Origin of the sequence: Bacteroides sp. AF39-16AC, assembly GCF_003602735.1 — a bacterium.
Lineage (GTDB): Bacteria > Bacteroidota > Bacteroidia > Bacteroidales > Bacteroidaceae > Bacteroides > Bacteroides uniformis.
On sequence record NZ_QTLN01000003.1, the window covers coordinates 341,980 to 368,457 of the forward strand.

At 46.5% G+C, this 26,478-nt stretch carries 21 protein-coding genes and 1 tRNA gene; 15 read left to right on the forward strand and 7 right to left on the reverse strand.

Features of this window, described 5'->3' with window-relative positions; translation table 11 throughout:
• Positions 1–21 precede the first annotated feature (21 nt).
• The 4 genes from sufC to DW039_RS05160 all read left to right on the forward strand — a co-directional run bounded on the left by sufC (position 22) and on the right by DW039_RS05160 (position 3,817).
• Positions 22–777 carry a Fe-S cluster assembly ATPase SufC gene (gene sufC / locus DW039_RS05145; protein WP_005824362.1) on the forward strand — a complete coding sequence of 252 codons (756 nt, stop codon included), beginning with the start codon at positions 22–24 and terminating at the stop codon, positions 775–777.
• A 17-nt stretch (positions 778–794) separates the two neighbouring features.
• The gene (gene sufD, locus DW039_RS05150; protein ID WP_022401832.1) at positions 795–2,138 is read left to right on the forward strand and encodes a Fe-S cluster assembly protein SufD; all 1,344 of its coding nucleotides are present in this window, start codon (positions 795–797) and stop codon (positions 2,136–2,138) included.
• A 67-nt stretch (positions 2,139–2,205) separates the two neighbouring features.
• Entirely contained in the window at positions 2,206–3,426 is a 1,221-nt protein-coding gene (locus DW039_RS05155; protein ID WP_120381773.1) for a cysteine desulfurase, read from the forward strand.
• A gap of 70 nt (positions 3,427–3,496) precedes the next feature.
• Positions 3,497–3,817 carry a heavy metal-binding domain-containing protein gene (locus DW039_RS05160; RefSeq protein ID WP_005824368.1) on the forward strand — a complete coding sequence of 107 codons (321 nt, stop codon included), beginning with the start codon at positions 3,497–3,499 and terminating at the stop codon, positions 3,815–3,817.
• A 93-nt stretch (positions 3,818–3,910) separates the two neighbouring features.
• Here DW039_RS05160 and DW039_RS05165 read toward each other — a convergent pair whose 3' ends face one another.
• Positions 3,911–5,992 carry an LruC domain-containing protein gene (locus DW039_RS05165; protein WP_016272032.1) on the reverse strand — a complete coding sequence of 694 codons (2,082 nt, stop codon included), beginning with the start codon at positions 5,990–5,992 and terminating at the stop codon, positions 3,911–3,913.
• A 66-nt stretch (positions 5,993–6,058) separates the two neighbouring features.
• On the opposite strand from DW039_RS05165, the gene DW039_RS05170 reads away from it, so the two are divergent.
• Entirely contained in the window at positions 6,059–8,263 is a 2,205-nt protein-coding gene (locus DW039_RS05170; protein WP_044468114.1) for a sodium-translocating pyrophosphatase, read from the forward strand.
• Here DW039_RS05170 and DW039_RS05175 read toward each other — a convergent pair.
• From DW039_RS05175 to pnp, 5 genes are all read right to left on the reverse strand, one after another.
• Positions 8,260–9,861 (reverse strand): SusD/RagB family nutrient-binding outer membrane lipoprotein, encoded by a 1,602-nt coding sequence (locus DW039_RS05175; protein ID WP_087332883.1) that lies wholly within the window; start codon positions 9,859–9,861, stop codon positions 8,260–8,262. The two genes, DW039_RS05170 and DW039_RS05175, sit on opposite strands and share 4 nt — an antisense overlap.
• Positions 9,862–9,873: 12 nt before the next feature.
• Positions 9,874–13,221 (reverse strand): SusC/RagA family TonB-linked outer membrane protein, encoded by a 3,348-nt coding sequence (locus tag DW039_RS05180; protein ID WP_120381764.1) that lies wholly within the window; start codon positions 13,219–13,221, stop codon positions 9,874–9,876.
• 165 nt (positions 13,222–13,386) lie between these two features.
• Positions 13,387–14,322, reverse strand: coding sequence for a FecR family protein (locus DW039_RS05185; RefSeq protein ID WP_005824380.1), 936 nt, complete (start codon positions 14,320–14,322; stop codon positions 13,387–13,389).
• A gap of 96 nt (positions 14,323–14,418) precedes the next feature.
• Positions 14,419–14,991, reverse strand: coding sequence for an RNA polymerase sigma-70 factor (locus DW039_RS05190; RefSeq protein ID WP_005833682.1), 573 nt, complete (start codon positions 14,989–14,991; stop codon positions 14,419–14,421).
• 172 nt (positions 14,992–15,163) lie between these two features.
• Entirely contained in the window at positions 15,164–17,308 is a 2,145-nt protein-coding gene (gene pnp, locus DW039_RS05195) for a polyribonucleotide nucleotidyltransferase (RefSeq protein ID WP_008661979.1), read from the reverse strand.
• A 207-nt stretch (positions 17,309–17,515) separates the two neighbouring features.
• On the opposite strand from pnp, the gene DW039_RS05200 reads away from it, so the two are divergent.
• The 3 genes from DW039_RS05200 to DW039_RS05210 all read left to right on the forward strand — a co-directional run bounded on the left by DW039_RS05200 (position 17,516) and on the right by DW039_RS05210 (position 19,764).
• Entirely contained in the window at positions 17,516–18,667 is a 1,152-nt protein-coding gene (locus DW039_RS05200; RefSeq protein ID WP_044468761.1) for a thioredoxin-like domain-containing protein, read from the forward strand.
• A 190-nt stretch (positions 18,668–18,857) separates the two neighbouring features.
• Complete coding sequence (gene greA / locus DW039_RS05205; RefSeq protein WP_005824394.1) at positions 18,858–19,322, forward strand: transcription elongation factor GreA; 465 nt, start codon at positions 18,858–18,860, stop codon at positions 19,320–19,322.
• Positions 19,323–19,371: 49 nt separating this feature from the next.
• Positions 19,372–19,764, forward strand: coding sequence for an HIT family protein (locus DW039_RS05210; RefSeq protein ID WP_005824396.1), 393 nt, complete (start codon positions 19,372–19,374; stop codon positions 19,762–19,764).
• 100 nt (positions 19,765–19,864) lie between these two features.
• On the opposite strand, the gene DW039_RS05215 is transcribed toward DW039_RS05210, so the two are convergent.
• A complete protein-coding gene (locus DW039_RS05215) occupies positions 19,865–20,950 on the reverse strand; it encodes a mannose-1-phosphate guanylyltransferase (RefSeq protein WP_005824399.1) in 1,086 nt (361 codons plus the stop codon).
• 157 nt (positions 20,951–21,107) lie between these two features.
• Here DW039_RS05215 and DW039_RS05220 point away from each other — a divergent pair.
• From DW039_RS05220 to DW039_RS05250, 7 genes are all read left to right on the forward strand, one after another.
• A tRNA-Leu gene (locus tag DW039_RS05220) sits at positions 21,108–21,191 on the forward strand.
• Positions 21,192–21,427: 236 nt separating this feature from the next.
• Positions 21,428–22,336 carry a hypothetical protein gene (locus DW039_RS05225; RefSeq protein WP_120381765.1) on the forward strand — a complete coding sequence of 303 codons (909 nt, stop codon included), beginning with the start codon at positions 21,428–21,430 and terminating at the stop codon, positions 22,334–22,336.
• Between the two features lie 124 nt (positions 22,337–22,460).
• Positions 22,461–22,748: a helix-turn-helix domain-containing protein gene (locus DW039_RS05230; RefSeq protein ID WP_120381766.1), complete on the forward strand. Its 288-nt coding sequence runs from the start codon at positions 22,461–22,463 to the stop codon at positions 22,746–22,748.
• 5 nt (positions 22,749–22,753) lie between these two features.
• On the forward strand, positions 22,754–23,827 hold the full coding sequence (locus DW039_RS05235; RefSeq protein ID WP_057098942.1) for an AAA family ATPase: 1,074 nt from the start codon (positions 22,754–22,756) through the stop codon (positions 23,825–23,827).
• 163 nt (positions 23,828–23,990) lie between these two features.
• Complete coding sequence (locus DW039_RS05240; RefSeq protein ID WP_120381767.1) at positions 23,991–24,956, forward strand: toprim domain-containing protein; 966 nt, start codon at positions 23,991–23,993, stop codon at positions 24,954–24,956.
• Positions 24,957–25,103: 147 nt separating this feature from the next.
• The gene (locus tag DW039_RS05245; protein WP_004310825.1) at positions 25,104–25,487 is read left to right on the forward strand and encodes a MobC family plasmid mobilization relaxosome protein; all 384 of its coding nucleotides are present in this window, start codon (positions 25,104–25,106) and stop codon (positions 25,485–25,487) included.
• Positions 25,453–26,376 (forward strand): relaxase/mobilization nuclease domain-containing protein, encoded by a 924-nt coding sequence (locus DW039_RS05250; RefSeq protein WP_120381768.1) that lies wholly within the window; start codon positions 25,453–25,455, stop codon positions 26,374–26,376. Before DW039_RS05245 ends, DW039_RS05250 begins: the two co-directional genes overlap by 35 nt.
• Positions 26,377–26,478 lie beyond the last annotated feature (102 nt).

Here is a 26,478-nt window from a genome sequence, read left to right on the forward strand (position 1 = left end):
AGTCAAATAGTAAATATAAAGATGTTAGAGATAAAAGACCTGCATGCCAGCATCAATGGCAAAGAAATATTGAAAGGCATCAACTTGACCATACGTGATGGAGAAGTACATGCACTGATGGGACAGAACGGTGCTGGTAAAAGTACGTTGAGTAATGTGTTGGTTGGCCATCCTGCTTACGAAGTGACGCGCGGCTCAATTACCTTTAATGGCAAGGACTTGCTTGCCATGAGTCCTGAGGACCGTGCACATGAAGGAATCTTTCTTTCTTTCCAGGCTCCGGTAGAGATTCCGGGCGTGTCGATGGTGAACTTCATGCGTGCGGCTGTGAATGAGCAACGCAAGTACCGCCATCTGCCTGCTTTGTCGGCCAGTGAGTTCCTGAAGCTGATGCGCGAGAAGCGTGCCATTGTGGAGTTGGACAACAAGCTGGCCAACCGTAGCGTGAACGAAGGTTTCAGCGGCGGTGAAAAGAAGCGTAACGAGATATTCCAGATGGCGATGTTGGAACCGACTTTTGCTATTTTGGACGAGACGGATTCCGGATTGGATGTGGATGCTTTGCGTATTGTGGCCGACGGTTTCAACAAACTCAAGACTGCGGAAACCAGTGCTATGGTCATTACCCACTACCAGCGGTTGTTGGACTATATCAAACCCGATACGGTACATGTACTGCTGGGTGGACGTATCGTAAAGACCGGTGGACCGGAATTGGCGAAGGAGATTGAAACACGTGGCTTCGATTGGATAAGGAAAGAAGCAGGTGAATTATAAACTCATAATCTGAAAACATGAGTGTAGAGCAACAATACATAGACCTTTTCTCCCAAACGGAGGCGATGATATGCCGGCATAGTGCCGAGGTGCTGAATGCGCCGCGTGCCGCTGCTTTTGCTGACTTTGAGCGCTTGGGCTTTCCCACCCGTAAGGAGGAGAAATACAAATATACGGATATCAGCAAGTTCTTTGAGCCGGATTATGGCTTGAACTTGAACCGGTTGGAAATTCCGGTGAATCCTTATGAAGTGTTCAAGTGCGATGTTCCCAATATGAGCACTGCTCTTTATTTTGTGGTGAACGATGCTTTTTATGGCAGGGCTTTGCCTAAGTCCCATCTGCCTGAAGGGGTTATCTTCGGCAGCCTGAAGGAGGTGGCCGAGAAACATCCCGATTTGGTGAAGAAATATTATGGCAAGTTGGCTGATACGGCAGAGGATGGGGTGACGGCGTTCAACACCGCTTTTGCACAAGACGGCGTTCTGTTTTATGTTCCTAAGAACGTGGTGGTAGAGAAACCTATTCAGCTGGTGAATATCCTGCGTGGTGACGTCAATTTTATGGTGAACCGCCGTGTGCTGATTATTCTGGAGGAGGGTGCACAAGCCCGCTTGTTGGTGTGTGACCATGCGATGGACGGCGTGAACTTCCTGGCAACGCAGGTGATAGAAATCTTTGCCGGTGAGAATGCCATTTTCGATTTTTATGAACTCGAAGAGACACACACCAGTACGGTACGTATCAGCAATATGTATGTAAGGCAGGAAGCCAATAGTAATGTATTGCTGAATGGTATGACCTTGCACAACGGAACTACACGGAATACAACCCGTGTGACGCTTGCCGGTGAACATGCGGAGCTGAATCTGTGCGGTATGGCCATTGCAGACAAGAATCAGCATGTGGACAATCATACGACAATCGACCATGCCGTGCCCAACTGTACCAGCAATGAGCTTTATAAGTATGTCCTTGACGAGCAGGCTGTAGGTGCCTTTGCCGGTCTGGTTTTAGTGCGCCCTGACGCACAGCACACCAGTTCGCAACAGACCAACCGCAATCTTTGTGCCACCCGAGATGCACATATGTACACCCAGCCTCAGCTGGAGATTTATGCAGATGACGTGAAGTGCAGTCACGGCGCTACGGTGGGGCAGCTCGATGAAAGCGCTCTCTTCTATATGCGGCAGCGTGGTATTCCGGTGCGCGAGGCGCGCCTGCTGCTGATGTTCGCTTTTGTCAACGAAGTTATCGACACCATCCGTTTGGATGCTTTGAAAGACCGTCTGCATCTGCTGGTAGAGAAGCGTTTCCGGGGGGAACTGAACAAATGCCAGGGGTGCGCCATCTGCAAGTGATAGCTTATAATTTCGATTCATTATGAACAACGATATAAATAAGAGTAGTATCTTGGCTCCCCTCCCTATGGGAGAGGGGCTGGGGGAGAGGCTTCGAGCTGATTTCCCTATCCTTTCCCGTGAGGTATATGGCAAGCCGTTGGTCTATCTGGACAACGGCGCGACTACGCAGAAACCTCGCCAGGTAGTAAATGCCATTACGGACGAATATTATTCGGTGAATGCCAATGTGCATCGCGGAGTGCACTTCCTGTCGCAGCAGGCTACAGAGCTGCACGAGGCCTCGCGTGAGACGGTGAGACGTTTCATCAATGCCCGCAGCACGAATGAGATTGTCTTCACCCGTGGTACGACGGAGAGTATCAACCTGCTTGTCTCCAGCTTCGGTGAGGAATTTATGCAGGAGGGGGATGAGGTGATTCTTTCTGTGATGGAACACCATAGCAACATTGTTCCCTGGCAGCTGCTTGCCGCCAAGCGTGGAATTACCATCAAGGTGATTCCGATGAATGACAAGGGCGAACTCTTATTGGACGAATATAGGCAGTTGTTCTCCGAACGTACCAGGATTGTCAGTGTGGCGCATGTTTCCAATGTGCTGGGTACGGTCAATCCCGTCAAGGAGATGATTGCTTTTGCCCATGAGCAGGGTGTTCCGGTGCTTGTGGACGGTGCCCAGTCCATTCCCCACATGCCGGTAGATGTGCAGGATCTGGATGCCGATTTCTTCGTTTTCTCCGCGCACAAGGTGTATGGTCCTACGGGGGTAGGGGTGCTTTATGGTAAAGAGGAGTGGCTGGATAGGATACCTCCCTATCAGGGCGGTGGAGAGATGATTCAGCATGTATCTTTTGAAAAGACTACCTTCAATGAATTGCCCTTCAAGTTTGAAGCCGGTACGCCGGATTATATCGGTACTACCGGATTTGCCAAAGCTTTGGACTACGTTTCGCTGGTTGGGATGGACAAGATTGCCGCCTATGAACACGAATTGACCCAGTATGCCATGCAACGGCTGAAAGAGATTCCCGGTATGCGTATCTTCGGCGAGGCAGAAGACAAGGGTAGTGTCATATCGTTTCTGGTAGGTGATATCCATCATTTTGATATGGGTACATTGCTCGACCGTCTTGGCATTGCCGTACGCACGGGACATCACTGTGCCCAACCATTGATGCAGCGTCTTGGCATCGAAGGAACAGTGCGTGCATCTTTCGGGCTTTACAATACCCGGGAGGAGATAGATGTGCTGGTGGCAGGTATAGTTCGTGTCAGCCGGATGTTCTGACCAAAGCAAAGCTTTGCAACCTTTCTTTCATTCCTTGCGTCTAATATGTCAACAACTAAAAAAATGAATTATGTTAGTAACAACAACCCCGACTATTGAGGGTGGACGTATCACCCGCTATTATGGCATCGTTTCCGGTGAAACGATTATCGGTGCCAATGTATTCCGCGATTTCTTTGCCAGCATCCGCGACGTGGTGGGTGGGCGAAGTGGCTCTTATGAAGAAGTGCTGCGCGAAGCTAAAGATATAGCCTTGCGCGAGATGCAAGAACATGCCCGTGCTATGGGTGCCAATGCCGTGATTGGTGTAGACTTGGACTATGAAACGGTAGGAGGCAGTGGCAGCATGTTGATGGTTACGGCATGCGGTACGGCTGTAACGGTGGAATAAGTTCGCTCTACTATATTACAACATAGGAAGATATAAGAAATGGCAACCCTGTGAATGGTTGCCATTTTCTTTATAAGGAGTATCTTTTATCGGTTATTTGTACCAATCCTTATAATCTGTTCCATTGGAATTGACCCAATCCATAAAATGTTCAAAGCTCTTGTCTATCGGGTGGGTTTCAGGAGTATTGAAGTTTGTGGCTCCACTTAGATGAATGGCAAAAGGATAGTTGCCATTGGCTACATAATAGCTTGTCGGTACAGAGGACAAATCCTCTTCGGTATGGAATAGAGCCATGTCTGCCTTTTCAGTAGGAGGATAGTTGACCAAATGCACTTCGATGCGTGATTCTTTCAATTCGTCATGTACCATGATGAATGGATTATAAGGGGGAATTCCAAGCGTTTCGTGTGATAGTGGAGTCTTGAAGGTGTTCTTTATCTTATATGTAGCGGTTTTTGTATTTCTCTCTGTTACATCGAGCGCACTTAGAAATACATTGACGGTAGCTTTGGAAAGGTCTGTATCCAGTCCTTGTCCGTTGAAAGTTGTGGGGGCTTCCAATATTTCAGTTGACATATTGCTGCGTTCTGTATTCAGTTGGTAAGCGAAACCATTTTTGAAAGTGGCACCGGACCAAAGCAACTCATAGGTGTCTTCTGTAGAAAGGACCTGATTGGCATCATTGAAGTTCAATACGGACTGGTATTTTACAATAACATCATTCAAGTCATAGTCACCCTTTCTGGGCCAATTATCTTCGAAAGCGATGATTCCTTTGTATTCCAGACTGTATTTCTTATCCTCGTTGCCACCGTCAGGTTTGATATCAGGAATATCCGGATTGATGATGGCTTCGATGGGGTTGGACCATACGTTGAATTGTATATCATTATAGTCTTGGTCTGTCCAATCTTCAAAGGACAATACGACAAAATCATCGATGCGGAATGCAGCTGTATGTGTACGGCCGTCCCCATTCAGCTTTGTAGTAGAGTAGAAAGGCTTATTGTTTCCGCCATAGAAGCTGTCATTCAATAGGAACCATCCGATTTTTACTCCATTGGGAAATACGGTGCCTTGGTCCACTCCGTCGGGGTCTATGTAATGAAGCTTTACACTTTCACCGCCTTGTAGTCCGGAAGCCTTTTTATTATAATAATTATCCATCAGAGTGTTTGGAAAAACAATGCATTTGGGGGCTTTTTTAATTTCACTTAAAGATGCGTCTGCCCTATAGCAATAATAGCCAAAGGCGCTCGCTGCACCGCTGGTTCCTCCAATTATCCGGATGGATACTTCCGCATTGCGCCCTTCCGGATCATTGATTTCAAAATCTATGGCTTGTCGGTATTGCTTAGGGCATGTGCCTCCTTCCTTCAAGGTCGTATTGATGATTGTCAATACATCACCGGGAATTGTGATTTTGTTGTCTGTGTCTAAATAATGAGGATATCCTTTGGAGCTCCATGTTCCTAATACATGGTATCCTTTGGGTGCCTGCCATCCCTCCGCCCGTGTTTGCGGATTATCATCGGTGGAATCCCATTTGATGTCGGCAGTAATGGCATCTCCTGCAATAACTGTTTTGAAGAGGGTGGGGACCCCTATATAAGAAGTATAGATATATGCTTCGTCCCCATGGTCCGAATTGATGATTTCCTTGCCGCTATATGCACCGTTACCGTCTGTCATGCGTCTGATGACCGGTTCCAGGTCTGTGCGTTTTATAATCTGGCCATCTTTGTCAATCGTGAACGGGTCTTCAAGATAGATTTCAAAAAGTACTTTATAGCCTTCGGGGACATCATACTTTACGTTTACTTGGATGGAAGATGTCGTAGAAAAATCAAAAGAGTTGGGAGTCTTCTCATCGTCTTTTCCATTATCGGGATTGTAGACGTCATGTTCGCATCCTATGGATAGGAATGCCAGCATAATGCTGCATAATGTCAAAGCCAGCATCTTGCATGTCAGGTTAGAATAGATTGGTTTCATAATGCCTTTGTTTTTAGCTTGTTTACTTGTTGCAAAGGTACTATAAAAGTTGTAATATATATCTATATGTGCTCTATTCTTCTCATTAAATACAAAAAATAGGTAAAAAAGGGTACTGCTTGTTGTTTTATTCGCCAGTATAAATACATGCTTGCTTGGATTTCTTTTCTTTTTCATTTGCTTATTTCGTTTCAAATCAATATTTTTAGGCTTTCGTTCAACCTTTTAATACGAATAAATGCTATGGACCAAATCCTATTCTGGCTGGTTCCAGCCGCTTCTATTATGGCACTTTGTTTTGCCTGGTATTTCCATCGTCAGATGATGAAAGAGAGTGAGGGTACGCCTCAGATGATTAAGATTGCCGCTGCTGTGCGCAAAGGTGCTATGTCTTACCTTCGTCAACAATACAAGATTGTGGGCTGGGTATTTCTGGGGCTGGTTATCCTTTTCTCCATTATGGCATACGGTTTCGGAGTGCAGAACTCCTGGGTGCCGATTGCTTTCCTTACCGGAGGATTCTTTTCCGGACTTTCCGGCTTTTTGGGTATGAAGACGGCCACCTACGCATCGGCTCGCACTGCCAATGCGGCACGCACATCGCTGAATGCCGGACTACGCGTGGCTTTCCGTAGCGGTGCGGTGATGGGACTGGTAGTGGTTGGCCTTGGCTTGCTTGATATATCTTTCTGGTATCTGTTGCTGAATGCTGTAATTCCGGAAGATGTAATGACTCCCACCCATAAACTCTGCATCATTACCACTACCATGCTGACTTTCGGTATGGGCGCTTCCACGCAGGCATTGTTTGCACGCGTAGGTGGCGGTATCTATACAAAAGCTGCCGATGTAGGTGCCGACCTTGTGGGAAAGGTGGAAGCCGGTATTCCTGAAGACGACCCGCGTAATCCTGCCACGATTGCGGATAATGTAGGCGACAATGTAGGCGACGTGGCAGGTATGGGGGCTGATTTGTACGAAAGTTATTGCGGTTCTATCCTTGCTACGGCTGCCCTCGGTGCTGCGGCTTTTATCCACTCGGGTGATACGCTGATGCAGTTCAAGGCCGTAATCGCTCCGATGCTGATTGCAGCCGTCGGAATATTGCTTTCCATTATCGGTATCTTCTCCGTGCGTACCAAAGAGAATGCGAAGATGAAGGACTTGCTGAACTCACTGGCTTTCGGTACTAATCTCAGCTCTATTTTGATAGTTGTCGCCACTTTCTTTATCCTGTGGTTGCTGAAGTTGGACAACTGGCTGTGGATTTCCTGCTCCGTGATAGTGGGTTTGATAGTAGGTATCATCATCGGGCGGTCTACGGAGTACTATACTTCCCAATCCTACCGTCCTACCCAAAAGCTGAGTGAAAGCGGAAAGACCGGTCCGGCGACAGTCATAATTTCCGGTATAGGCTTGGGAATGCTTTCTACGGCTATTCCGGTGATTGCCGTGGTGATAGGTATCATTGCTTCTTATCTCTTTGCTTCGGGCTTCGACTTCTCTAATGTGGGTCTGGGGCTCTATGGTATTGGCATTGCCGCAGTAGGTATGCTTTCTACATTGGGCATCACGCTTGCTACAGATGCTTACGGACCGATAGCTGACAACGCGGGTGGCAATGCGGAAATGTCCGGTCTGGGTGAAGAGGTGCGTAAGCGTACCGATGCGCTTGACTCCTTGGGCAATACTACAGCCGCTACGGGCAAAGGCTTTGCCATCGGTTCCGCCGCTTTGACGGGATTGGCTTTGCTGGCCTCTTATGTCGAGGAAATCCGTATCGGGCTGACCCGCCTCGGGACTACCGAACTGTCGCTTCCTCATGGCGATGCCGTGGCTCTTCAAGATGCCACTTTCTTCGACTTTATGCATCACTACGATGTGACGCTGATGAATCCGAAAGTTCTTTCCGGTATGTTCCTGGGCTCGATGATGGCATTTCTTTTCTGTGGACTGACGATGAATGCGGTAGGGCGTGCAGCGGCCCATATGGTAGACGAAGTGCGCCGCCAGTTCCGCGAAATCAAGGGAATCCTTACGGGAGAGACGGAACCTGATTATGAGCGTTGTGTGGCAATCTCGACGAAAGGGGCGCAACGCGAGATGGTGGTTCCGTCACTGATAGCTATCATTGTTCCGATTGCTACGGGACTTATTTTCGGTGTTCCCGGTGTGCTCGGCCTGCTGATTGGCGGATTGAGCAGTGGTTTCGTGCTTGCCATCTTCATGGCAAATGCCGGTGGTGCATGGGATAATGCCAAAAAGTATGTGGAAGAAGGCAACTTTGGCGGCAAAGGCAGTGAAGTCCACAAGGCTACAGTCGTGGGTGACACCGTAGGAGACCCGTTCAAGGACACATCCGGTCCGAGCTTGAATATCCTAATCAAGCTGATGAGCATGGTAGCCATTGTGATGGCAGGGCTTACGGTTGCGTGGAGTCTGTTCTAGAAAGAGTTTTTCCCCGTATCCCACCAAAGGCGGGTGGCGCCGTTATCTGCGCCACCCAGTTTTTCCGTGAGGGTGGCGTATTGTGCCGGGTCGGCAGTGGCGGCGTCCGTCGAGAACGGAAGGCGGCGGATCATGATATCCGTATCAATCACTTTTCCGGTGTTGTTTTGGACCTTGAAAAGTTTGGGGTATCCGGTACGGCGTTGCTCAGCCCATGCCTCATAACTTTCGGGCCAGCATGCCAGCCACTTCTGGGTAATAATCTTTTCGAGTTTCGTCTCTATGTCTGCATCTTCTTCCCATTTGGGGGATATGGTAATCAAGGCTTTCATGTCCTTGCCTACCTTACCGCCCGAGACTACATCTTTATAATCGGCAGGGGTTTTGTCGCTTTCCAGATATTCGGAGGCACCAGCACAGTCCCACTGTGTAAATGAAGTACTTACCCCGTATTCATAGCATGTGCGGGGATTCTCTTTGGTATAGCCGCGGAGGGCTGCTTCGGCCCTGAGCAGCCAGACTTCCGCCGCACTCATCAATACGGCTCCGGTCTTTTCGCCGATGGTACTTGTGTTGAGGGAAGAGCAAGAACTGTAAATGTTGGCGTCACCGTCTTTCATGGGTAAGCCGATGGGAATGCCTAACAACTGTTTTTGATAACCTTCGAGAAGGGCGGTGTTATACCATTTCTTGCCACGCGGGTCCTCATAACCGTTGACAATGGATTCCATCGAGGCATTCATGTAGACTTCACCCCAACCGGCAACGGCACACAAAGGATTGATATAGTTCTTGCCCATTACAGCGATGGTTTCCCTTGCACCTTCCAGTACACCTTGATTGTCATTCAGTGCTTTGGTTGCTTGGTCTTTGGCAAGTGTTGCATCCACATTGGAGATGCGCATGGCAAGGCGCAAACGTAGTGAGTTGGCAAACTTTAACCACTCCTTCAAGGTCTTGCCGTTGGTCAGCATATCATACTCTTTGAATTTGTTGTTGTCACCGCCCTCGTCCAGGTATTCCCTTATCAATTGCTGCCCTTCGTCCAGGTCTGCAAAGAAGCGTGTATAGGCTTCTTGCAGTCCGTAAACCCGGGGTGTCTCACCCAGTTGATGGTAGACCAGCGGACCGTATGTATCGGCAATGCGGTGCATCAGTTCCACTTTCAAAATTTCGGTAATGCCGAGGTAGCCTTTCAAGTTGTCATTGCCATAAAAGTTCTTTTCTGCCTTCTGCACCTCCGTGTAGACATATCCGTAAGTACATTGCCATGCGGCATTGGTCCAGCCTGAGTTCAGGTTGTAGCAGGCGTTGGATTTCATGAATTTAGGAATAGGGTCCATGAAGTAGCCGGAGAACATGTCATGGTTCAGGGATTGTGTCATCTGCCATACCCAATTTAAGCCAACAGAACCTATATTGAAGTAGATACCCGACTGTATGGGTTCGAATGGAGCAGTTAGGTTCTGGAAATCTATTTCCTTTTTGTCGTCCGAGAAACCTCCCTTGATTTCGTTGTCGTTCTCAAAACCGCCGGTGCAAGCTGCAAGCAGCAATATGCTATGGCAGAAAAGGAATATGATGCACTTGTTTTTCATAAGGTATTCATTTTAAAAGGTTAATCTTAGGTTAAAGCCGATATTCCGGGTAGTAGGCATGCCAAACACGTCTACTCCTTGATTGTTGTTGCCTACGGACATTACTGCATCGGGGTCGAACGGTGCTTCCTTCTTTAAGAAACACAAGTTGCGCGCTGCCAATGATACGTCGATTCCCTTTATGAATCTACTGTTTTCCAGTATCGTTTTCGGGAAAGAATAGCTCAGTGATACTTCACGGAGTCTGATGCAGGTTGCGTCGTACATATAATATTCGGAGATGGCATTTCTGCCGCCTACTGCGCTGTAAAATGCTCTCGGGTCGTTGAACTTCTGTCCCTGGTATTCTACATATCCCCGGGTGCGGGCATCTTCGGTGACTTTGGTCACGCCGTTGGCATCCAACTCAGACTGTGTCAGTGACATGACTTCGCCGCCAAAGCGGAAATCTATCAGGAAATAGAGCTCCAGGTTCTTGTAGGTAAGTGTGTTGCTCCATCCCATGGTGAAGTCAGGATTGGCATTCCCAAGCAAATCCTTGTTTCCGGTATTTCCTAAAGGCCTTTTGCTGGTTTCATCAACCATGATGCTGCCATCCTCGTTACGGCGGAAAGCATTTCCATAAATATCCCCCAGGCTGCCTCCTTCTTTGACGCGCATCTGATAGCCTGCGTTGAAACCTTCTTCGTAGTAGGAAAATTCTGGATAGTCAGGATGCAGGGTCACTACTTTGTTCTTGTTGGCGGACATGTTGATGAGACTCTTCCACGAAAAGTTTCTGTATAGTAGCGGAGTGGCGTCTACCGTCAGTTCAAAACCCTGGTTACGTATTTTTCCGGCATTGACATACCGGTATTTATAGGTGGAGCCCGTAGGATTGTCCATTCTCAACAACTGGTTCTTGGTATTGGTCTGATACCAAGTGAAGTCTATTCCGAAGCGGTGATGGAAGAAGCGCCATTCTGTACCGAATTCGATGGAGCTGCTGATTTCCGGTTTCAGGTCACCGCGCTGTTCTACGGTATTTACATTGATACTGCCGCCTACCATGATGATGTCTACCGGATTGGTGATTCCTATCGGGAGGTCATTACCGACTTCCGCCCATGAAGCGCGCACTTTTGCAAAACTTATCCATTTGGGCAGGGAGCAGGTTTTGTTAAGAATCCAGGTAGCTCCTATGGAGGGATAGAAGAATCCGGTATTCTTGCTGTCTGTGTGGGCTAATGTGGATGACCAGTCGTTACGTGCGGTAATGTCCAAGTATAGTAGTCCTTTCCAGCCCCACTGCATGGTGGCAAATACTGATTGGAGCGTGCGTTTGCTGTCGATGCTCTGATTTACGGCTGCTTTGGAGTCCATCACTACATTGGGGACGGTAAATACATTCGGTTTGTAGAGGGAAGCAAGCCTTGAGTCTATCGTCAGTGAATTGACTTTACTCATGTTGATGCTGGCTCCCAGTGCCGTATTGAGGGAAAAGTCATCAAATTCCTTGTTGAACAAGACCATTGCGTCACCGTAGACTTGGATTTCCTGGCTGTCCGACCAGATGTAACGTCCGTTTTCCTTGTCCTCGTATTTGCCGGCGATGTTGGGAGCTGTAGTGGCATACATCTTATTGTCGAATTTATCACTGATATAATCCACATTACCCCGTACCTGCAGGCTGAAGTAGTCCGTAATGTGCAGATTGGCTCTGGCCGATGCCACAGCGCGATAACGCTTGTAGCCACTGAGCACGCGGTTTTTCAGCCAGTAGGGATTCTGTCCCCATTCACTGACGGTACCATCTCCATTCTTTTCAATCCAGTTTTGTGTCATCATATTGCGGTCGGCATTCCACGTTTCAAAGTTTTCTCTGTAAGTGCTCATGTCTACGCCACGTGGGAAACTGTACAAGCTGACCAGCGGATTCAGATAATAGCCGCCGGTAGCAGGGGAGTTCTTGACGGTTTGGGTCATTAGTGTTGCAATGCCGTCCAGTTTCAGCTTGTTGTTGAAGAGGCTGGCCGTTTCGTGTAGGTTCAGGTTATTCTTCTGTAGTTTGTTATTGTCCACAATTCCTTTAGCCGTGGTGTTGGCGTATGAGAAATAAGTTTGTACCTTTTCATTTCCGGTAGTGATAGCCAGCGAATTGAAAGTGGTGATGCCATTGCTGAAGAACTCGCCTATGTTGTCATAGTCCGTTACATTGCCTTTTGTACCCCAGCTTGCCGTACCGCCATCTTCGTTCCGGCCGTATGTATTTTGGAATTCGGGGGTACTGATGGCGTGACTTACGGTCAGGTTGGAGGAGAATGTAACGCGCTGCAGTCCGGCCTTTCCCTTTTTAGTGGTGATCAGAATGACGCCATTAGCTGCCTGCGAACCATAAAGCGCGGCGGCAGAAGAACCTTTCAGGATGTTGATGCTTTCTATGTCGTCCGGATTCAAGTTGGAAATCCCGTCACCGGCATCACGGTTCAATCCATCGTAGTTACCGCCGATTACGGTGGAGGTGGATTCTGTTGAGCTGTTCAGCATAGGAACACCGTCAATTACGTACAAGGGCTGGTTGTTGCCGCTGGCAAATGCAGAGCGTGCACCGCGAATGACGACTTTGGCAGAACCTCCTAAATTGGCGGTTTTATTGATTTGTACTCCGGCCGTCTTTCCTGCTAGTGTATTAATCATGTTCGGCTCTTTGGCACGGGTCAGCTCATTGCTGCTTATCTGTTGGGTAGAATAGGTCAATGAGGACATTTTCTTCTGGATACCCATGGCGGTTACCACTACTTGCTCCAGGGCGAGGTTCTTTTCTTCCATCCGGATGTGGAGATTATTTCTACCGTTCAGGGCAATGGTTTGCGGCTCATAACTGATGTAGGATACGACAATAGTGGCATAAGGAGGGATATTCATACTAAATTCTCCTTCGGTATTGGTGATAACACCATTGGCGGTCCCTTTTTCAAGAATGTTGGCACCGATAATCGGTTCGCCTTTGGAGTCCGTCACCTTTCCTCTTACAATAGCCATTTCCTGCAGAGTGTCTGTCTTATCCTCAGCACTCCTGCTGTTTTTGGTTAAAACGATGTTTTTGCCTTCCATCACATACTTGATGTCTGTCCCTTTGAACATTTGGTCAAGTACTTCGGAAACAGTTTGGTTGCTTGCATTGATGTCGACGGTACGGCGTACATCGACGTTCTGTTTGTTATATACAAATAAGTATTCTGTTTGCGATTCAATTTGCTCGAGAACTTGCCCTACCCTCAGCCGGGCATTTTGAATGCTGACCCTGGCATTCTGAGAGTAGCAGTTCCCGCTGTACACCTGAAATATAACAAGCAGGAGAAGGAATAATGTGATTTTCATAGGTTTGCAATAATTGCTTAAAATCTAATTTTTTTAGATAAAAAAGCCTCATCAACAAAATTTTTCTCATATCTTTGTCACTGTGTTAAGTTAATAAATTGATTAAGGTCGATTTTTGACTGTTTCGGATCGGAAAGTATGGGGGTACTTTCCGATCTTTTTTTCTTACTCATATATAACAATTGAATCCTTTTCTTCGTTGATGCGGAACTTGAAAGGATGGTCTTTCGAGATGGTCCGCAGTATATGTTCGATGCCGTCCTGCTCTCTGAACTTGCCGGTAAAGCTGCCGTAGTTCAGCAGTTGAGGACTGGCAACGGTTATCTTTACATTATAGTATTTCTCCAGTCTACCGAGGATACCGCTGAATGGAGCGTCGTCAAAACAGTATAGTCCCTCTTTCCAGCGTAGATATTCATAGGAAGGAAGGACGGCCTTTCTACATTTTCCGTTTTCATTGAGAAATACCTCGTCTTTCTGCAACCTGGTGATTATCTGGCTGCTGTTGGCCGGATAGATATCGACGATACCTTCCACCAATGTGGTTCCGAACTCATGGCTCCCACTGTAGGCACAGACGTTGAAACTCGTTCCTACAACTTTTACCTTGTTCGTTTCTGTATGTACATAGAATGGGATATTCTTGTTTTTGGCTACTTCAAAGTAGGCCTCTCCGTCCAATTCCACATTTCGTTCGTTGCGTCCGAAGTTGGCGGCATATTTCATGGTGGACTTGGAGTTCAGCCATACGCGTGTTCCATCGGCGAGGATAATTTGGGCCCGTTGTCCGGCAGGCACAGTGACTGTTTGCAACTGCACCTCCTTGTTATATAAAAAGTCGGAGGTGATGAAATAACCGGCAATGGCGACAATGGTGACGGCGGCTATACGGGCCGCCCAGCGGAGCATCGGCATGATGTGCACCGTTTTCTTTTCATTGTTTCCCTGCTTGTCCGAGAACAAGGAAATGTCGTATATCATGCGCTCTTTCAGGAAGATGTCCCGGTTTTCATCCGAGGCGTCTATCCAGTCGAGTATCATCTTTTCTTCTTCAACGGAAGTAATACCTTTGAAATATTTATATAATAGCTCTTGGTTCATTGTCAATAATTTATTTCTTTTCTAAAACGTGCTCTTTTTACCTTTTGTATATATAACCGGAAAGTGGGCGGTAACCCTATTCCGTAGAAGCATTTTTTAGGATATTAATATTATGAGTATGGTAACAAGATAATCTTTCAGTCTCAGCCGGAGAATCCGCAGCACTTTGGTGATGTGTGCCTCTACGGTTTTAAGTGATATGTCCAGACTATCGGCAATCTGCTTGTTTGCCAGGTTCTGGTATCGGCTCAACATGAATATCTTCCGGCTTTGCTCGGGCATTTCCTGTAAGGTCTTATTTACGATATGCTGTATTTCCGTGTTGAATATCTGGTCCGGTTCGCAGGCTTTCAAGGTGGAGATGCGTAAGTCCAGTTCGCGCAGGTTGTGGCTGCTGATGGTTTCTTCCGCTCGCAGACGCACCTGCTTGTGCTCGAGTACGTGCAGGGCTTTGTTCTTTATGATGGTCAGCAGCAGGGCATGCAGGTTACTGTTTTCTTCCCAGCGGTCTCGGTTTTCCCATAAGGCAATCATGGATTCCATCACAACGTCTTCCGCTTCTGCTTTATCCCTGAGATAAGAATAAGCAAAAGCCAAAAACTTTTCTTGGTTTTCCTGGAAAAAGCGTGAGAAAAGATTCATAGTATGTAGGCTCCTTAAACCGGACATTAATTGAGGTTCTTTATGGAATATAAGGCTTTACATAGCAAAAAAACATAATCTTTTTGGAATATGCAAGCATTATGCCTTGTTTTTTCAGAGCCATTTCTGGCAGTATTGACAAAAAGAAAGCCTGATGGGGTTCCACCAGGCTTTATATACTTAAAGAATAAGAAATTTCTTATTTCTTTTCCGGTCTTTCTTGTCTTTCCGGTCTCGGAAGCAATACTTTGCGTGACAGCTTAAATTTTCCGGTCTTCGGGTCGATGTCGAGAAGTTTTACGTCAATTTCATCACCTTCCTTGATACCGGCTTCTTCTACTGTTTCCAGACGTTTCCAGTCGATTTCGGAGATATGGAGCAAGCCGTCCTTACCCGGCAGGAATTCAACGAATGCACCGTAAGGCATAATGGAGCGTACCTTGCCTTTGTAGACTTCGCCTACTTCGGGGACAGCTACAATCCCTTTGATGATACGCATAGCATCATCGATGCTCTTCTTGTTGGTACCGGCGATTTCGATTCTACCGATGTTGTCCACTTCTTCAATAGTAATGGTAGCACCGGTTTCTTCCTGCATACCTTGGATAATCTTTCCACCAGGGCCGATGACAGCACCGATGAATTCCTTGGGAATGGTCATTGTCTCGATACGCGGAGCGTGAGGTTTCAGGTCTTCGCGAGGCTCGGCAATGCACTCGGTGATTTTGCCCAAGATATATTCGCGGCCTTCTTTAGCCTGCAGCAATGCCTTTTCGAGGATTTCGTATGACAGACCGTCCACTTTGATGTCCATCTGAGTGGCGGTGATACCGTCTTTTGTTCCGGTCACCTTGAAGTCCATGTCGCCCAAGTGGTCCTCATCACCGAGGATATCGGACAATACGGCATATTTGTCTTCGCCTGCATTCTTAATCAATCCCATGGCGATACCTGATACCGGTTTCTTTATTTTCACACCTGCATCCATCAATGCCAGAGTTCCGGCACATACGGTAGCCATGGAAGAAGAACCGTTTGATTCGAGGATATCGGATACCACGCGTACTACATACGGATAGTTTGCAGGAATCTGACCCTTCAATGCACGCCATGCCAGATGGCCGTGGCCGATTTCACGACGGCCTACACCGCGCTGTGCCTTGGCTTCGCCCGTAGAGAACGGAGGGAAGTTGTAGTGCAGAAGGAAACGTTCTTTTCCGTGTTCCAATACGTCGTCGATAATCTTCTCGTCCAACTTGGTGCCTAAAGTCACAGTAGACAAAGACTGTGTTTCGCCACGTGTAAAGATAGCGGAACCGTGAGGGCCGGGCAGGTAGCTGGTCTCACACCAGATAGGACGGATTTCGGTCGTCTTACGTCCGTCAAGGCGCTTGCCTTCGTCCAGAATGGAACGGCGCATCGCCTCTTTTTCCACATCGTGATAGTAACGGTCGATGAGGGCTGCCTTTTCTTCCAGTTCTTCTTCGGAGAACTGTGCCTTGAATTCTTCGCGGATGGCATCGAAAGCATCCATGCGTTCGTGCTTGTTCTTGTTTCCGGAAGCGGCAATGGCATAAGCCTTGTCGTAGCAAGCGTTGTGAACGGCCTTACGGAGTTCTTCGTCGTTCACTTCGTGGCAATATTCGCGTTTCACGGTAGAGCCTACTTCTTCTGCCAGTTCCATCTGTGCCTTGCACTGAATCTTAATGGCTTCGTGTGCGGCCTTCATCGCTTCCAGCAAGTCCTGCTCGGAAACCTCGTCCATTTCGCCTTCCACCATCATGATGTTTTCATAAGTGGCGCCCACCATCAAGTCCATATCGGCTTGTTCTAGTTGTTCGAAGGTAGGGTTGATGACGAATTGTCCGTTGATGCGTGCTACGCGTACTTCGGAAATAGGTCCGTTGAAGGGGATATCTGAAACTGCAAGTGCGGCAGAAGCTGCGAGTCCGGCCAGAGCGTCGGGCATATCTACGCCGTCTGCTGAGAAAAGAATGATGTTTACGTATACCTCTGCATGGAAATTATCAGGGAATAAGGGGCGGAGAGCACGGTCAACGAGGCGGCAAGTGAGGATTTCGTAGTCAGAAGCGCGTCCTTCGCGCTTTGTGAAACCGCCGGGGAAACGTCCGAATGCGGAGAATTTTTCTTTGTACTCTACCTGTAATGGCATGAAATCTGTTCCGGGAACTGCGTCCTTGGCGGCACAAACAGTAGCTAAAAGCATGGTGTTGCCCATACGAAGCATTACAGAACCGTCTGCCTGTTTTGCCAGCTTTCCCGTTTCGAGCGTGATGGTTCTGCCATCAGGAAGCTCGATCGTCTTAACAATTGGGTTAATCATAAAAAATGTTTTATATCTAATTTTCTTTCAAAATTCGTGCAAAGATACATAATTTATTCATGTAAAATGGTGGGAATGAGATAAAAAGTTTGTATTTAGTTGTTTTTTGCAGTTTTCTATATGGAAGAACGAGGGAAAATGCTTTGACTGAACTTGAAAAGAAGTATATTTGCAGGCACGTTTGCAAAACAAAACTGAAGATACGATATGAAGAAAATCTTTTTTATGGCACTTGCTGCAATAGCATTGGGTGCATGTAATTCCGAACCGAAATTCAAAGTAGAGGGTGAAGTGTCTGGTGCCGACGGCAAGATGCTTTATTTGGAAGCCTCGGCATTGGAAGGTATTGTTCCTTTGGATTCTGTAAAACTGGAAGGGGATGGCTCTTTCCACTTCAAGCAGGTACGTCCGGTGTCTCCGGAATTTTACCGTCTGCGGGTAGACGACAAGGTTATTAATTTCTCGGTAGATTCGACGGAAACGGTTTTGGTAAAGGCACCTTATACCGATTTCGCCACTGCCTATACAGTGGAAGGTTCTCCGAATAGCTCGAAGATAAAGGACTTGACGCTGAAGCTGATGAAGCTTCAGGATAATGTGAATGCATTGCTGCAGTCGGTGCAGGCACATAAGATAGGTGCCGATGTTTTTGAGGACAGTCTTGCCTCTTTATTGAAGAACTATAAGGATGAAGTGAAAATCAGCTATATTTTTGCCGCTCCCAATACGGCTGCTGCCTATTTCGCCTTGTTCCAGAAGTTGAATAATTATTTGATTTTCGACCCTCTGAACAATAAGGAAGACATTAAGTGTTTTGCAGCCGTGGCAACCAGCCTGAACAATTATTATCCGGATGCCGACCGCTCCAAGAACCTCTACAATATTGTGATAAAGGGAATGAAGAATACCCGTACTCCGCAGCAGAAGGTGGTGGAAATCCCCGAAGAGGCAATTTCCGAAACCGGCATCATCGACATTAACCTGCGTGACATGAAGGGCAATACACGTAAGTTGAGCGAACTGAAGGGCAAGGCTGTTATTGTGGACTTCACTGTTTATCAGAGTGCCGTTTCTGCTACACATAATTATATGTTGCGCGACTTGTACGACAAGTATGCCGCCCAGGGATTGGAAATCTATCAGGTTTCTCTGGATGCAGACGAGCACTATTGGAAAACAACTGCCGACAATCTGCCTTGGATTTGTGTGCGCGACGGCAATGGAATTTATTCGTCTATAGCGGCTTCTTATAATGTGAAGAATGTGCCTTCTGTGTTCCTGGTCAACAAGAACAATGAGTTGAGTGCCCGTGGAGAGAGCATTAAAGACCTGGAGGCGGCAGTGAAAGCATTGCTGTAACATGTTATAAATAAGAAGTTTTCGTTTAAATATGTTACAAAGCAGCCTTTTATGCTTGACACGCATTGTATAAAAGGCTATCTTTGCAAAGGAAAATCGGAAAGAGGGTTCCAGCATGCTGACCATGTTGGAATTCTTTTTTGTTTATAGTACCATTAAAAACTAACATAACATTTAAGGAGGAAAAAGTATGGCTTATATGTCAGAAGACGGCTACAAGAAATTGATGGCCGAATTGAAACACCTGGAGACGGTGGAACGTCCCAAAATATCGGCTGCCATTGCCGAAGCGCGTGACAAAGGTGATTTGTCGGAAAATGCAGAGTATGACGCTGCCAAGGAAGCTCAAGGTATGCTTGAGATGAAAATTAACAACTTGAAGCTGACCATTGCCGACGCTAAGATTATTGATGAGTCGAAGTTGAAAACCGATTCTGTACAGATTCTCAATAAGGTAGAGCTTAAGAACGTGAAGAATGGCATGAAGATGGTTTATACTATCGTTTCCGAAAGTGAAGCCAATCTGAAGGAAGGAAAGATTTCCGTCAATACTCCGATTGCACAAGGTCTGCTTGGCAAGAAAGTAGGTGACATCGCAGAAATTAAAGTTCCGCAGGGCATGATTAACCTGGAAGTAGTGAACATATCCTTTTAAAGGAAGGCAGGTCCGCATACGGGCTTGCCTTATTTTATAATTTATAGCTATGGCAACAATATTCAGTAGAATTATCGCAGGTGAAATACCTTGCTACAAGGTGGCGGAGGATGACAGATTCTTTGCGTTCCTTGACATCAATCCGTTGGTAAAAGGTCATACATTGGTCATTCCCAAGCAGGAAGTGGATTATATCTTCGATTTGAACGATGAGGATTTGGCGGCGATGCATGTTTTCGCCAAGAGAGTGGCGCTTGCCATCGGCAAGGCCTTTCCGTGTAGAAAGGTAGGAGAAGCGGTATTGGGGCTGGAAGTGCCTCATGCGCACATACATTTGATTCCTATGCAGAACGAAAAAGATATGCTTTTCTCCAATCCCAAACTGAAACTGACGGACGAAGAATTCAAGGCTGTGGCAGAAGCTATCCGTGCAGTGCTTTAATCGGTTTATTTTCCTCCCCTAAATAAACGGAAGCGGGAGTTGGACTTCATCCAGCTCCCGCTATTTTTTTGCCTTCGGCACCTATCCTTTAATTTTTAATTTAAATGTATTCCTCTCCCAGTTTTATCTGGGCATCATTCACATATTTGCGGATGGTATGTTCTTCATCTTTCTTGCAAATCAGTAATACATTGTCCGACTCGGCTATGAGATAACCTTCCAAACCGTCGATAACTGCAAGTTTGTTGTCGGGCAGCACCACGATATTGTCTTTGCTATTATAGATGAGGGATTTACATTTTAAGGCTACATTGCCTGCTTCATCTTTGGGAGACAAATCATACAAAGACCCCCAGGTTCCTAAATCAGACCAGCCGAAATCGCCTAATGACACATATACATTGTCTGCCTTTTCCATGATGCCGAAGTCTATGGAGACATTGGGGCAAGCAGGGAAGTTCTCATCAATGAATTGTTTCTCTTGGACTGTTCCATACACATCTTTGCCGGGGGCCAGTTTGGAAGTCAGCTCGGGCAGCAGGGCTTCGTTTGCCTTGATGATGGTATTTACGTTCCACATGAACAGACCAGAGTTCCAATAGAATTCTCCACTTTCCACGAATACTTTTGCCAGTTCCAGTTCGGGCTTTTCAGTGAAGGTTTTTACCTTGTAGAAATTATCACCGGCGGCTTCGGCTATTTGTATATAGCCATATCCGGTTTCCGGACGGTTGGGCTTGATGCCGAGTGTCAGCAGATTGTCCGATTGGGAAACGAAGTCCAGCCCTTTTTCGATAGCTGCCAGAAATTCGCCTTCCTTCAGGATTAAGTGGTCCGAAGGAGCTACCACTATATTGGCGTTCGGATTCAAGGCGCGGATATGATAGGAAGCCCACGCAATGCAGGGGGCTGTATTCCTGCGTGTCGGCTCCAGTAGAATCTGTTCGGGTTTAAGTTCGGGAAGCTGTTCTTTTACAAGGTCGGCATACAAGTCATTTGTTACGATAAGTATATTTTCCATGGGGATTACCTGCTTGAAGCGGTCGAAGGTTTGCTGCAGCAAGGAACGTCCTGTACCGAAGAAATCCAGAAACTGTTTTGGAAGTGTCTTGCGGCTGAATGGCCAGAAACGGCTGCCGATTCCTCCGCCCATAATTACACAGAAATTATCCTTATTGGTTACCATGCTATTGATTTTAAAAGTTTCTGCTAATGTACTGCATATTTTACAAACAAGGAATGATTCAAGCAGGTTTTATCGTTTTTTTCGCCTTTTTTTAGGAAAAGTATTGCAGGTTTAGAAAAAAGCTGTATCTTTGCACCGCATTTGAGAAGTCAAACATGCCCAGATGGCGGAATCGGTAGACGCGCTGGTCTCAAACACCAGTGGATTCACTTCCATCCCGGTTCGACCCCGGGTCTGGGTACGAAAAAACCCTGATAATCACCTGATTATCAGGGTTTTCTGCTTTTACAGGGCGTACTAAATGTGTACTGAATGACGAATACAAAGAAAAGGTGTACTTTTATAATTTTTCTCCCTGTCTCTTTATAATTTCTTAACTATTACCTTATCTTTTCTTCCTTATTATTGCCGATGTTTTCGGGAAAAGTGAGATTCTTACCTTATATTTGTAGTAAGAACGTTTAAAGGCACACGATTATGGAAAATCATATAGAAACCAATTTCAGAGAAATACAGAAGATATTAGATAGTTGTATAGCGCATGACTATAAAACTAAAGTAGATGCACTATTCTTAAAACGTGAGTATTTGACGCAAGCCCAGCTAAAGGATTATTTGCGGCAAGAAATTTTCCGTGTGACTGAAAATATTGTAGCCATCCAACAAAAATACCGTGTCGTGCGTAACATTGTATTGGATATGGATATTCCCGATTTTTTGTGGGAAAGCGGTTATTTTGAGGACTTGAATTCTGATGAAAGAAAAAAGTATATCGGTTTCCGTTGCTCTGATTTTGATATGGACGCATATTTGCATGAACCGTCCTGTTATGATGGGCGGCTTCCCTATTTGTCCATTATCGTTAATCTTGTCGTGCTTTCCAAGTATTTGTGTCATCTTCAAGAACAGGAAAGCAATTACTATACAGATGCGGTTGCCATCCAAGAACAAGCCTTGCCAAAAGAGAAAGAAGCGAGTACGGAAAATAAACCAGTTAAGATTGTAGGTAAAAGTAATCCTTTTAAATCCGTACTTACCCAAAAGGAAATCAGTCTGCTTACCGACTGTATCAATGAAGCTCATGTTTTTACTACCACTATAAATGCAAGAATACTTACCGATTTTTTCAACTGTAAACTTGACGGGGTTCTAAAAGTTAATAATACACGTTTGTTTGCCTATCTTATGATGCAGCTTGGCTGCTATAATTACATTGTTTATGAATGGCAGTCTGTCATAGCAAATAACAAGCTGATATTAGGAAAGATAAAAGGAGAACCACTTACACGTACTGACTTATCCAGTGCGACAGACCAAGCAAAAAACATCTATCCGAAAGGATATGAAATCATAGACAAGTACATCAAACAACTGAAAAAAGGTTGAGCATAGATTGAACGCTCAAACAAAGGTCAATTAGAGTTCATTTTCAAGCTCTTAACTTTGCCCCCGTTAACAAAAAAACGAGGGTGCGCACCTTCATATTGTTTCACCTAAATTCCTAAACAATATGGAAAGAGATTTAGAGTTAAGAGTTTCCGAACTCGAAAAAATGTTGTTCCTTTCAAAGAACGTGCTTAGCTTCGATGAAGCGAGCAAGTTTTTGAACCTTTCTAAAAGTTACCTGTACAAGTTGACTTCGGGTAACTTGATACCCCATTACAAGCCGCAGGGCAAAATGCTTTATTTTGAGAAAGCGGAATTGGAAGTATGGTTACGTCAGAACCCGGTCAGGACGCAGGCGCAGATAGAGCAGGAAGCGCAGAAGTATATCCTTAACCGTCCTCTAAAGAAATAACGGCTATGGAAAATAGAAAAGCGACAGAAGCTGGGCAGGACATCACCATGCAGAAAGAGGATTTCGCAGCCCTTTGGAAAACCATTCATCTAAAGGTGACGGACACTTACGAGGTACCGCCCGAAATACTTTGGGTGAACGGCTCTACCATTGGCACGCTGGGTAATTTCAGCGCATCCACGGGTAAAGCCAAAAGCAAAAAGACATTCAACATTTCCGCTATCGTTGCGGCAGCGTTGAAGAATGACGAGGTACTGAAGTATTCGGCATACCTGCCACCGAACAAACGGAAAATTCTCTATGTAGATACCGAGCAGAGCAAATACCATTGCCATAAGGTCATGGAGCGTATTTTGCGCCTTGCCGGACTGCCTACCGACAAGGACAGGGACGATTTTGTTTTCATTGTGTTAAGGGAGCAGACCCCCGATAAGCGGAAACAGATTATCGGCTATATGCTTGAAAATATGCCCGATGTGGGGTTACTCATCATTGACGGAATCCGTGACTTGATGTATGACATCAACAGCCCCAGCGAATCAACCGACCTAATCAACCTCTTGATGCGCTGGTCAAGCGGATATAACCTGCATATCCACACTGTTCTACATTTGAACAAGGGGGATGACAACACAAGAGGACATATCGGTACGGAACTGAACAACAAGGCTGAAACCGTCCTGCAAATCACGAAAAGCCAGCAGGACGGCAACATAAGCGAGGTAAAGGCGATGCACATACGTGACCGGGAATTTGACCCGTTCGCATTCCGTATCAATGACAACGCTTTACCCGAAATCGTGGATGATTATGTATTCCAACAACCTAAGCAGGACAGGAATTTTCCGCTTACGGAACTGACTGAACAGCAACACCGGGAAGCGTTGGAGAACGGTTTCGGCAAGCAGGTGGTACAAGGCTATTCCAATGTCATAGCGGCATTGAAGCAGGGTTATGCGAGTATTGGCTACGAGCGTGGACGCAATGTCCTTGTGTCACTTAACAAGTTCCTTGTGAACAAGCGCATGATTGTGAAAGAGGGCAAGGGCTACCGCTATAATCCCGATTTCCATTATTAAAAGTCAGTTTGGTTTAGTCCGGGGGTATATATAAGAGGAACGGACTTACTATTTCCCTGTATCGGAACAAGCAGGTTTAGTATGGTACGGGTATATATATAACGGACTAAACAGGACTGGCGCACTTTTCAACTATTTCTTAATCCCTAAAAAAGAAAATATTATGAACATCGAAGATGTGAAACAAATACCCATCGCAGACTATCTGCACAGTTTAGGCTACTCTCCTGTCAAGCAGCAGGGCAACGGCTTATGGTACAAATCACCGTTAAGGGAGGAACACGAACCGTCTTTCAAGGTGAACACTGACCGCAACCTTTGGTATGACTTTGGCGCAGGCAAAGGCGGCAACATCATCGCACTGGCAAAGGAACTCTATTGCTCCGACAGCCTGCCATACCTTTTAAACCGGATAGCGGAACAGACACCGCACGTCCGCTCGGTCAGTTTTTCTTTTCCCCAGCGTAGGACAGAACCGAGTTTCCAACATTTGGAAGTCCGTGACCTTACCCATCCGGCATTACTCCGTTACTTGCAGGGACGGGGTATCAATGTCGAACTGGCAAAAAGAGAATGTAAGGAACTCCACTTTACCAATAACAGCAGACCCTTCTTTGCTATCGGTTTCCCGAACATGGCAGGAGGTTACGAGGTTCGCAATTCCTTTTTCAAAGGCTGCATCGCCCCGAAAGACATCACCCATATACGGCAGCAGGGAGAGCCGAGAGAGAAGTGTTTGGTATTCGAGGGTTTTATGGACTATCTTTCTTTCCTCACGCTCCGGATGAAGAACTGCCCGACCATGCCCGACCTTGACAGGCAGGATTATGTCATACTCAACTCTACTGTCAATGTGCCGAAAGCCATTGACGTGCTGTACCCGTATGAACGCATCCACTGTATGCTTGACAATGACGAGACGGGGTATAAGGCGACACAGGCTATTACGTTGGAATATACCTATCGTGTGCGTGACTTCTCGGACAATTACAGGGGGTATTCGGACTTGAACGATTACCTGTGCGGCAGGAAGCAGGAACAGAAGAACAGTACCAGCCAAGCGCAGGCGATAAAGCAGGAAACCGGACAACGTGCCACCCCAAGACAGAAAAGGGGCAGGGGCATTTAGTCCGGCAGGATTACCAGCGGCAGGCGGTTTAATTTGGAGAGCAAGGTTATGTTTCGGTAAACCGAAACTACCTTGCTTTGCTTGACAGCAAAGAAAATTTCTCCCGTTGGTCGCAATTTTTAAGATACCATTTAAATGTAAAAACCTATGACGAATATAAAGGATAAGCCGGGGGGACGTCCGGCAAAGAAACGGATAGAGAAGCAGCAACGGGTAGTCAGTACGAAGCTGACCGAGTTGCAGTATTATGCCATCAGGAAGCGAGCCGGGGAAGCCGGGTTGCGTGTCAGTGAGTATGTCCGGCAGGCGGTTGTTTCGGCAGAGGTCATACCCCGGCTGAACAGGCAGGATGCGGACACCATCCGCAAGCTGGCAGGGGAAGCCAACAACATCAACCAACTGGCGCACCGAGCGAATGCTGGAGGTTTCGCACTGGTGGCGGTGGAACTGGTGAAACTCAAAAACAGGATTGTCGAAATTATAAACCAGTTGTCGGATGATTGGAAAAATAAAAAAGGGAAGCGGGTTTAAGGGCTGCGTGAACTATGTGTTGGGCAAGGAACAGGCGGCTTTGCTCTATGCGGACGGGGTACTGACAGAAAGCCGGGGAGATATAATCCGTAGCTTCTGTATGCAGACCGGGATGAATCCCGACTTAAAAAAGCCAGTCGGACACATTGCATTAAGCTATTCGGCAGTGGATGCACCCAAATTGACAGACGAGAAGATGATACAGTTTGCGCAGGAGTATATGCGTGAGATGAAAATCACCGATACGCAGTATATCATCGTGCGCCATCAAGACCGGGAACACCCACATGTGCATATCGTATTCAACCGTATTGACAATAACGGCAAGACCATTTCGGACAGGAACGATATGTACCGTAACGAGCAGGTATGCAAGAAGCTGAAAGCCAAGCACGGGCTTTATTTCGCTGGTGGAAAAGAACAGGTAAAGCAGCACCGCTTGAAAGAGCCGGACAAATCGAAATACGAGATTTACAACGCTGTAAAGAATGAAATCGGGAAGTCCAAGAACTGGCAGCAGTTACAGGAGCGGTTAGCGGAAAAGGGTATTACTATCCGGTTCAAGTACAAGGGGCAGACAAACGAAGTGCAGGGCATATCCTTTTCCAAAGGTGAATACACGTTCAAGGGCTCGGAGATAGACCGCAGTTTCAGTTTCTCCAAACTGGATAAATGTTTTGGGGATGTAGGGCAGACGACAGTCGGAAGCAATAAACAGACGGTTACCGCACCTGTTCAGAAACCAGTATCAGCACCCGACAAAGCGGATAATTCTTTTATAACAGGTTTAGGCGGTCTGTTTTCCGGTTTGTCAGCCCCGGCTGATGAAATGCCCGATGATTCCTTTTTGAGAAAGAAGAAAAAAAAGAAAAAGCAACTAAAGTTATAAGCGTATGGAGGAAAATTTGATTTTAGAGGGGCTTCTCTCAATGGTTACCTCAAATCCGCAACTAAGCTCTTCAGCGTCCTTCTTGCGTCTAAACGTCCTCTC

Excerpts from the sequence above, each read along its gene's own strand:
- sufC (WP_005824362.1), top strand. The coding sequence starts at position 22 with ATGTTAGAGATAAAAGACCTGCATGCCAGCATCAATGGCAAAGAAATA.
- sufD (WP_022401832.1), top strand. The coding sequence starts at position 795 with ATGAGTGTAGAGCAACAATACATAGACCTTTTCTCCCAAACGGAGGCG.
- DW039_RS05155 (WP_120381773.1), top strand. The coding sequence starts at position 2,206 with ATGGGAGAGGGGCTGGGGGAGAGGCTTCGAGCTGATTTCCCTATCCTT.
- DW039_RS05160 (WP_005824368.1), top strand. The coding sequence starts at position 3,497 with ATGTTAGTAACAACAACCCCGACTATTGAGGGTGGACGTATCACCCGC.
- DW039_RS05165 (WP_016272032.1), bottom strand. The coding sequence starts at position 5,992 with ATGAAAAAGAAAAGAAATCCAAGCAAGCATGTATTTATACTGGCGAAT.
- DW039_RS05170 (WP_044468114.1), top strand. The coding sequence starts at position 6,059 with ATGGACCAAATCCTATTCTGGCTGGTTCCAGCCGCTTCTATTATGGCA.
- DW039_RS05175 (WP_087332883.1), bottom strand. The coding sequence starts at position 9,861 with ATGAAAAACAAGTGCATCATATTCCTTTTCTGCCATAGCATATTGCTG.
- DW039_RS05180 (WP_120381764.1), bottom strand. The coding sequence starts at position 13,221 with ATGAAAATCACATTATTCCTTCTCCTGCTTGTTATATTTCAGGTGTAC.
- DW039_RS05185 (WP_005824380.1), bottom strand. The coding sequence starts at position 14,322 with ATGAACCAAGAGCTATTATATAAATATTTCAAAGGTATTACTTCCGTT.
- DW039_RS05190 (WP_005833682.1), bottom strand. The coding sequence starts at position 14,991 with ATGTCCGGTTTAAGGAGCCTACATACTATGAATCTTTTCTCACGCTTT.
- pnp (WP_008661979.1), bottom strand. The coding sequence starts at position 17,308 with ATGATTAACCCAATTGTTAAGACGATCGAGCTTCCTGATGGCAGAACC.
- DW039_RS05200 (WP_044468761.1), top strand. The coding sequence starts at position 17,516 with ATGAAGAAAATCTTTTTTATGGCACTTGCTGCAATAGCATTGGGTGCA.
- greA (WP_005824394.1), top strand. The coding sequence starts at position 18,858 with ATGGCTTATATGTCAGAAGACGGCTACAAGAAATTGATGGCCGAATTG.
- DW039_RS05210 (WP_005824396.1), top strand. The coding sequence starts at position 19,372 with ATGGCAACAATATTCAGTAGAATTATCGCAGGTGAAATACCTTGCTAC.
- DW039_RS05215 (WP_005824399.1), bottom strand. The coding sequence starts at position 20,950 with ATGGTAACCAATAAGGATAATTTCTGTGTAATTATGGGCGGAGGAATC.
- DW039_RS05225 (WP_120381765.1), top strand. The coding sequence starts at position 21,428 with ATGGAAAATCATATAGAAACCAATTTCAGAGAAATACAGAAGATATTA.
- DW039_RS05230 (WP_120381766.1), top strand. The coding sequence starts at position 22,461 with ATGGAAAGAGATTTAGAGTTAAGAGTTTCCGAACTCGAAAAAATGTTG.
- DW039_RS05235 (WP_057098942.1), top strand. The coding sequence starts at position 22,754 with ATGGAAAATAGAAAAGCGACAGAAGCTGGGCAGGACATCACCATGCAG.
- DW039_RS05240 (WP_120381767.1), top strand. The coding sequence starts at position 23,991 with ATGAACATCGAAGATGTGAAACAAATACCCATCGCAGACTATCTGCAC.
- DW039_RS05245 (WP_004310825.1), top strand. The coding sequence starts at position 25,104 with ATGACGAATATAAAGGATAAGCCGGGGGGACGTCCGGCAAAGAAACGG.
- DW039_RS05250 (WP_120381768.1), top strand. The coding sequence starts at position 25,453 with ATGATTGGAAAAATAAAAAAGGGAAGCGGGTTTAAGGGCTGCGTGAAC.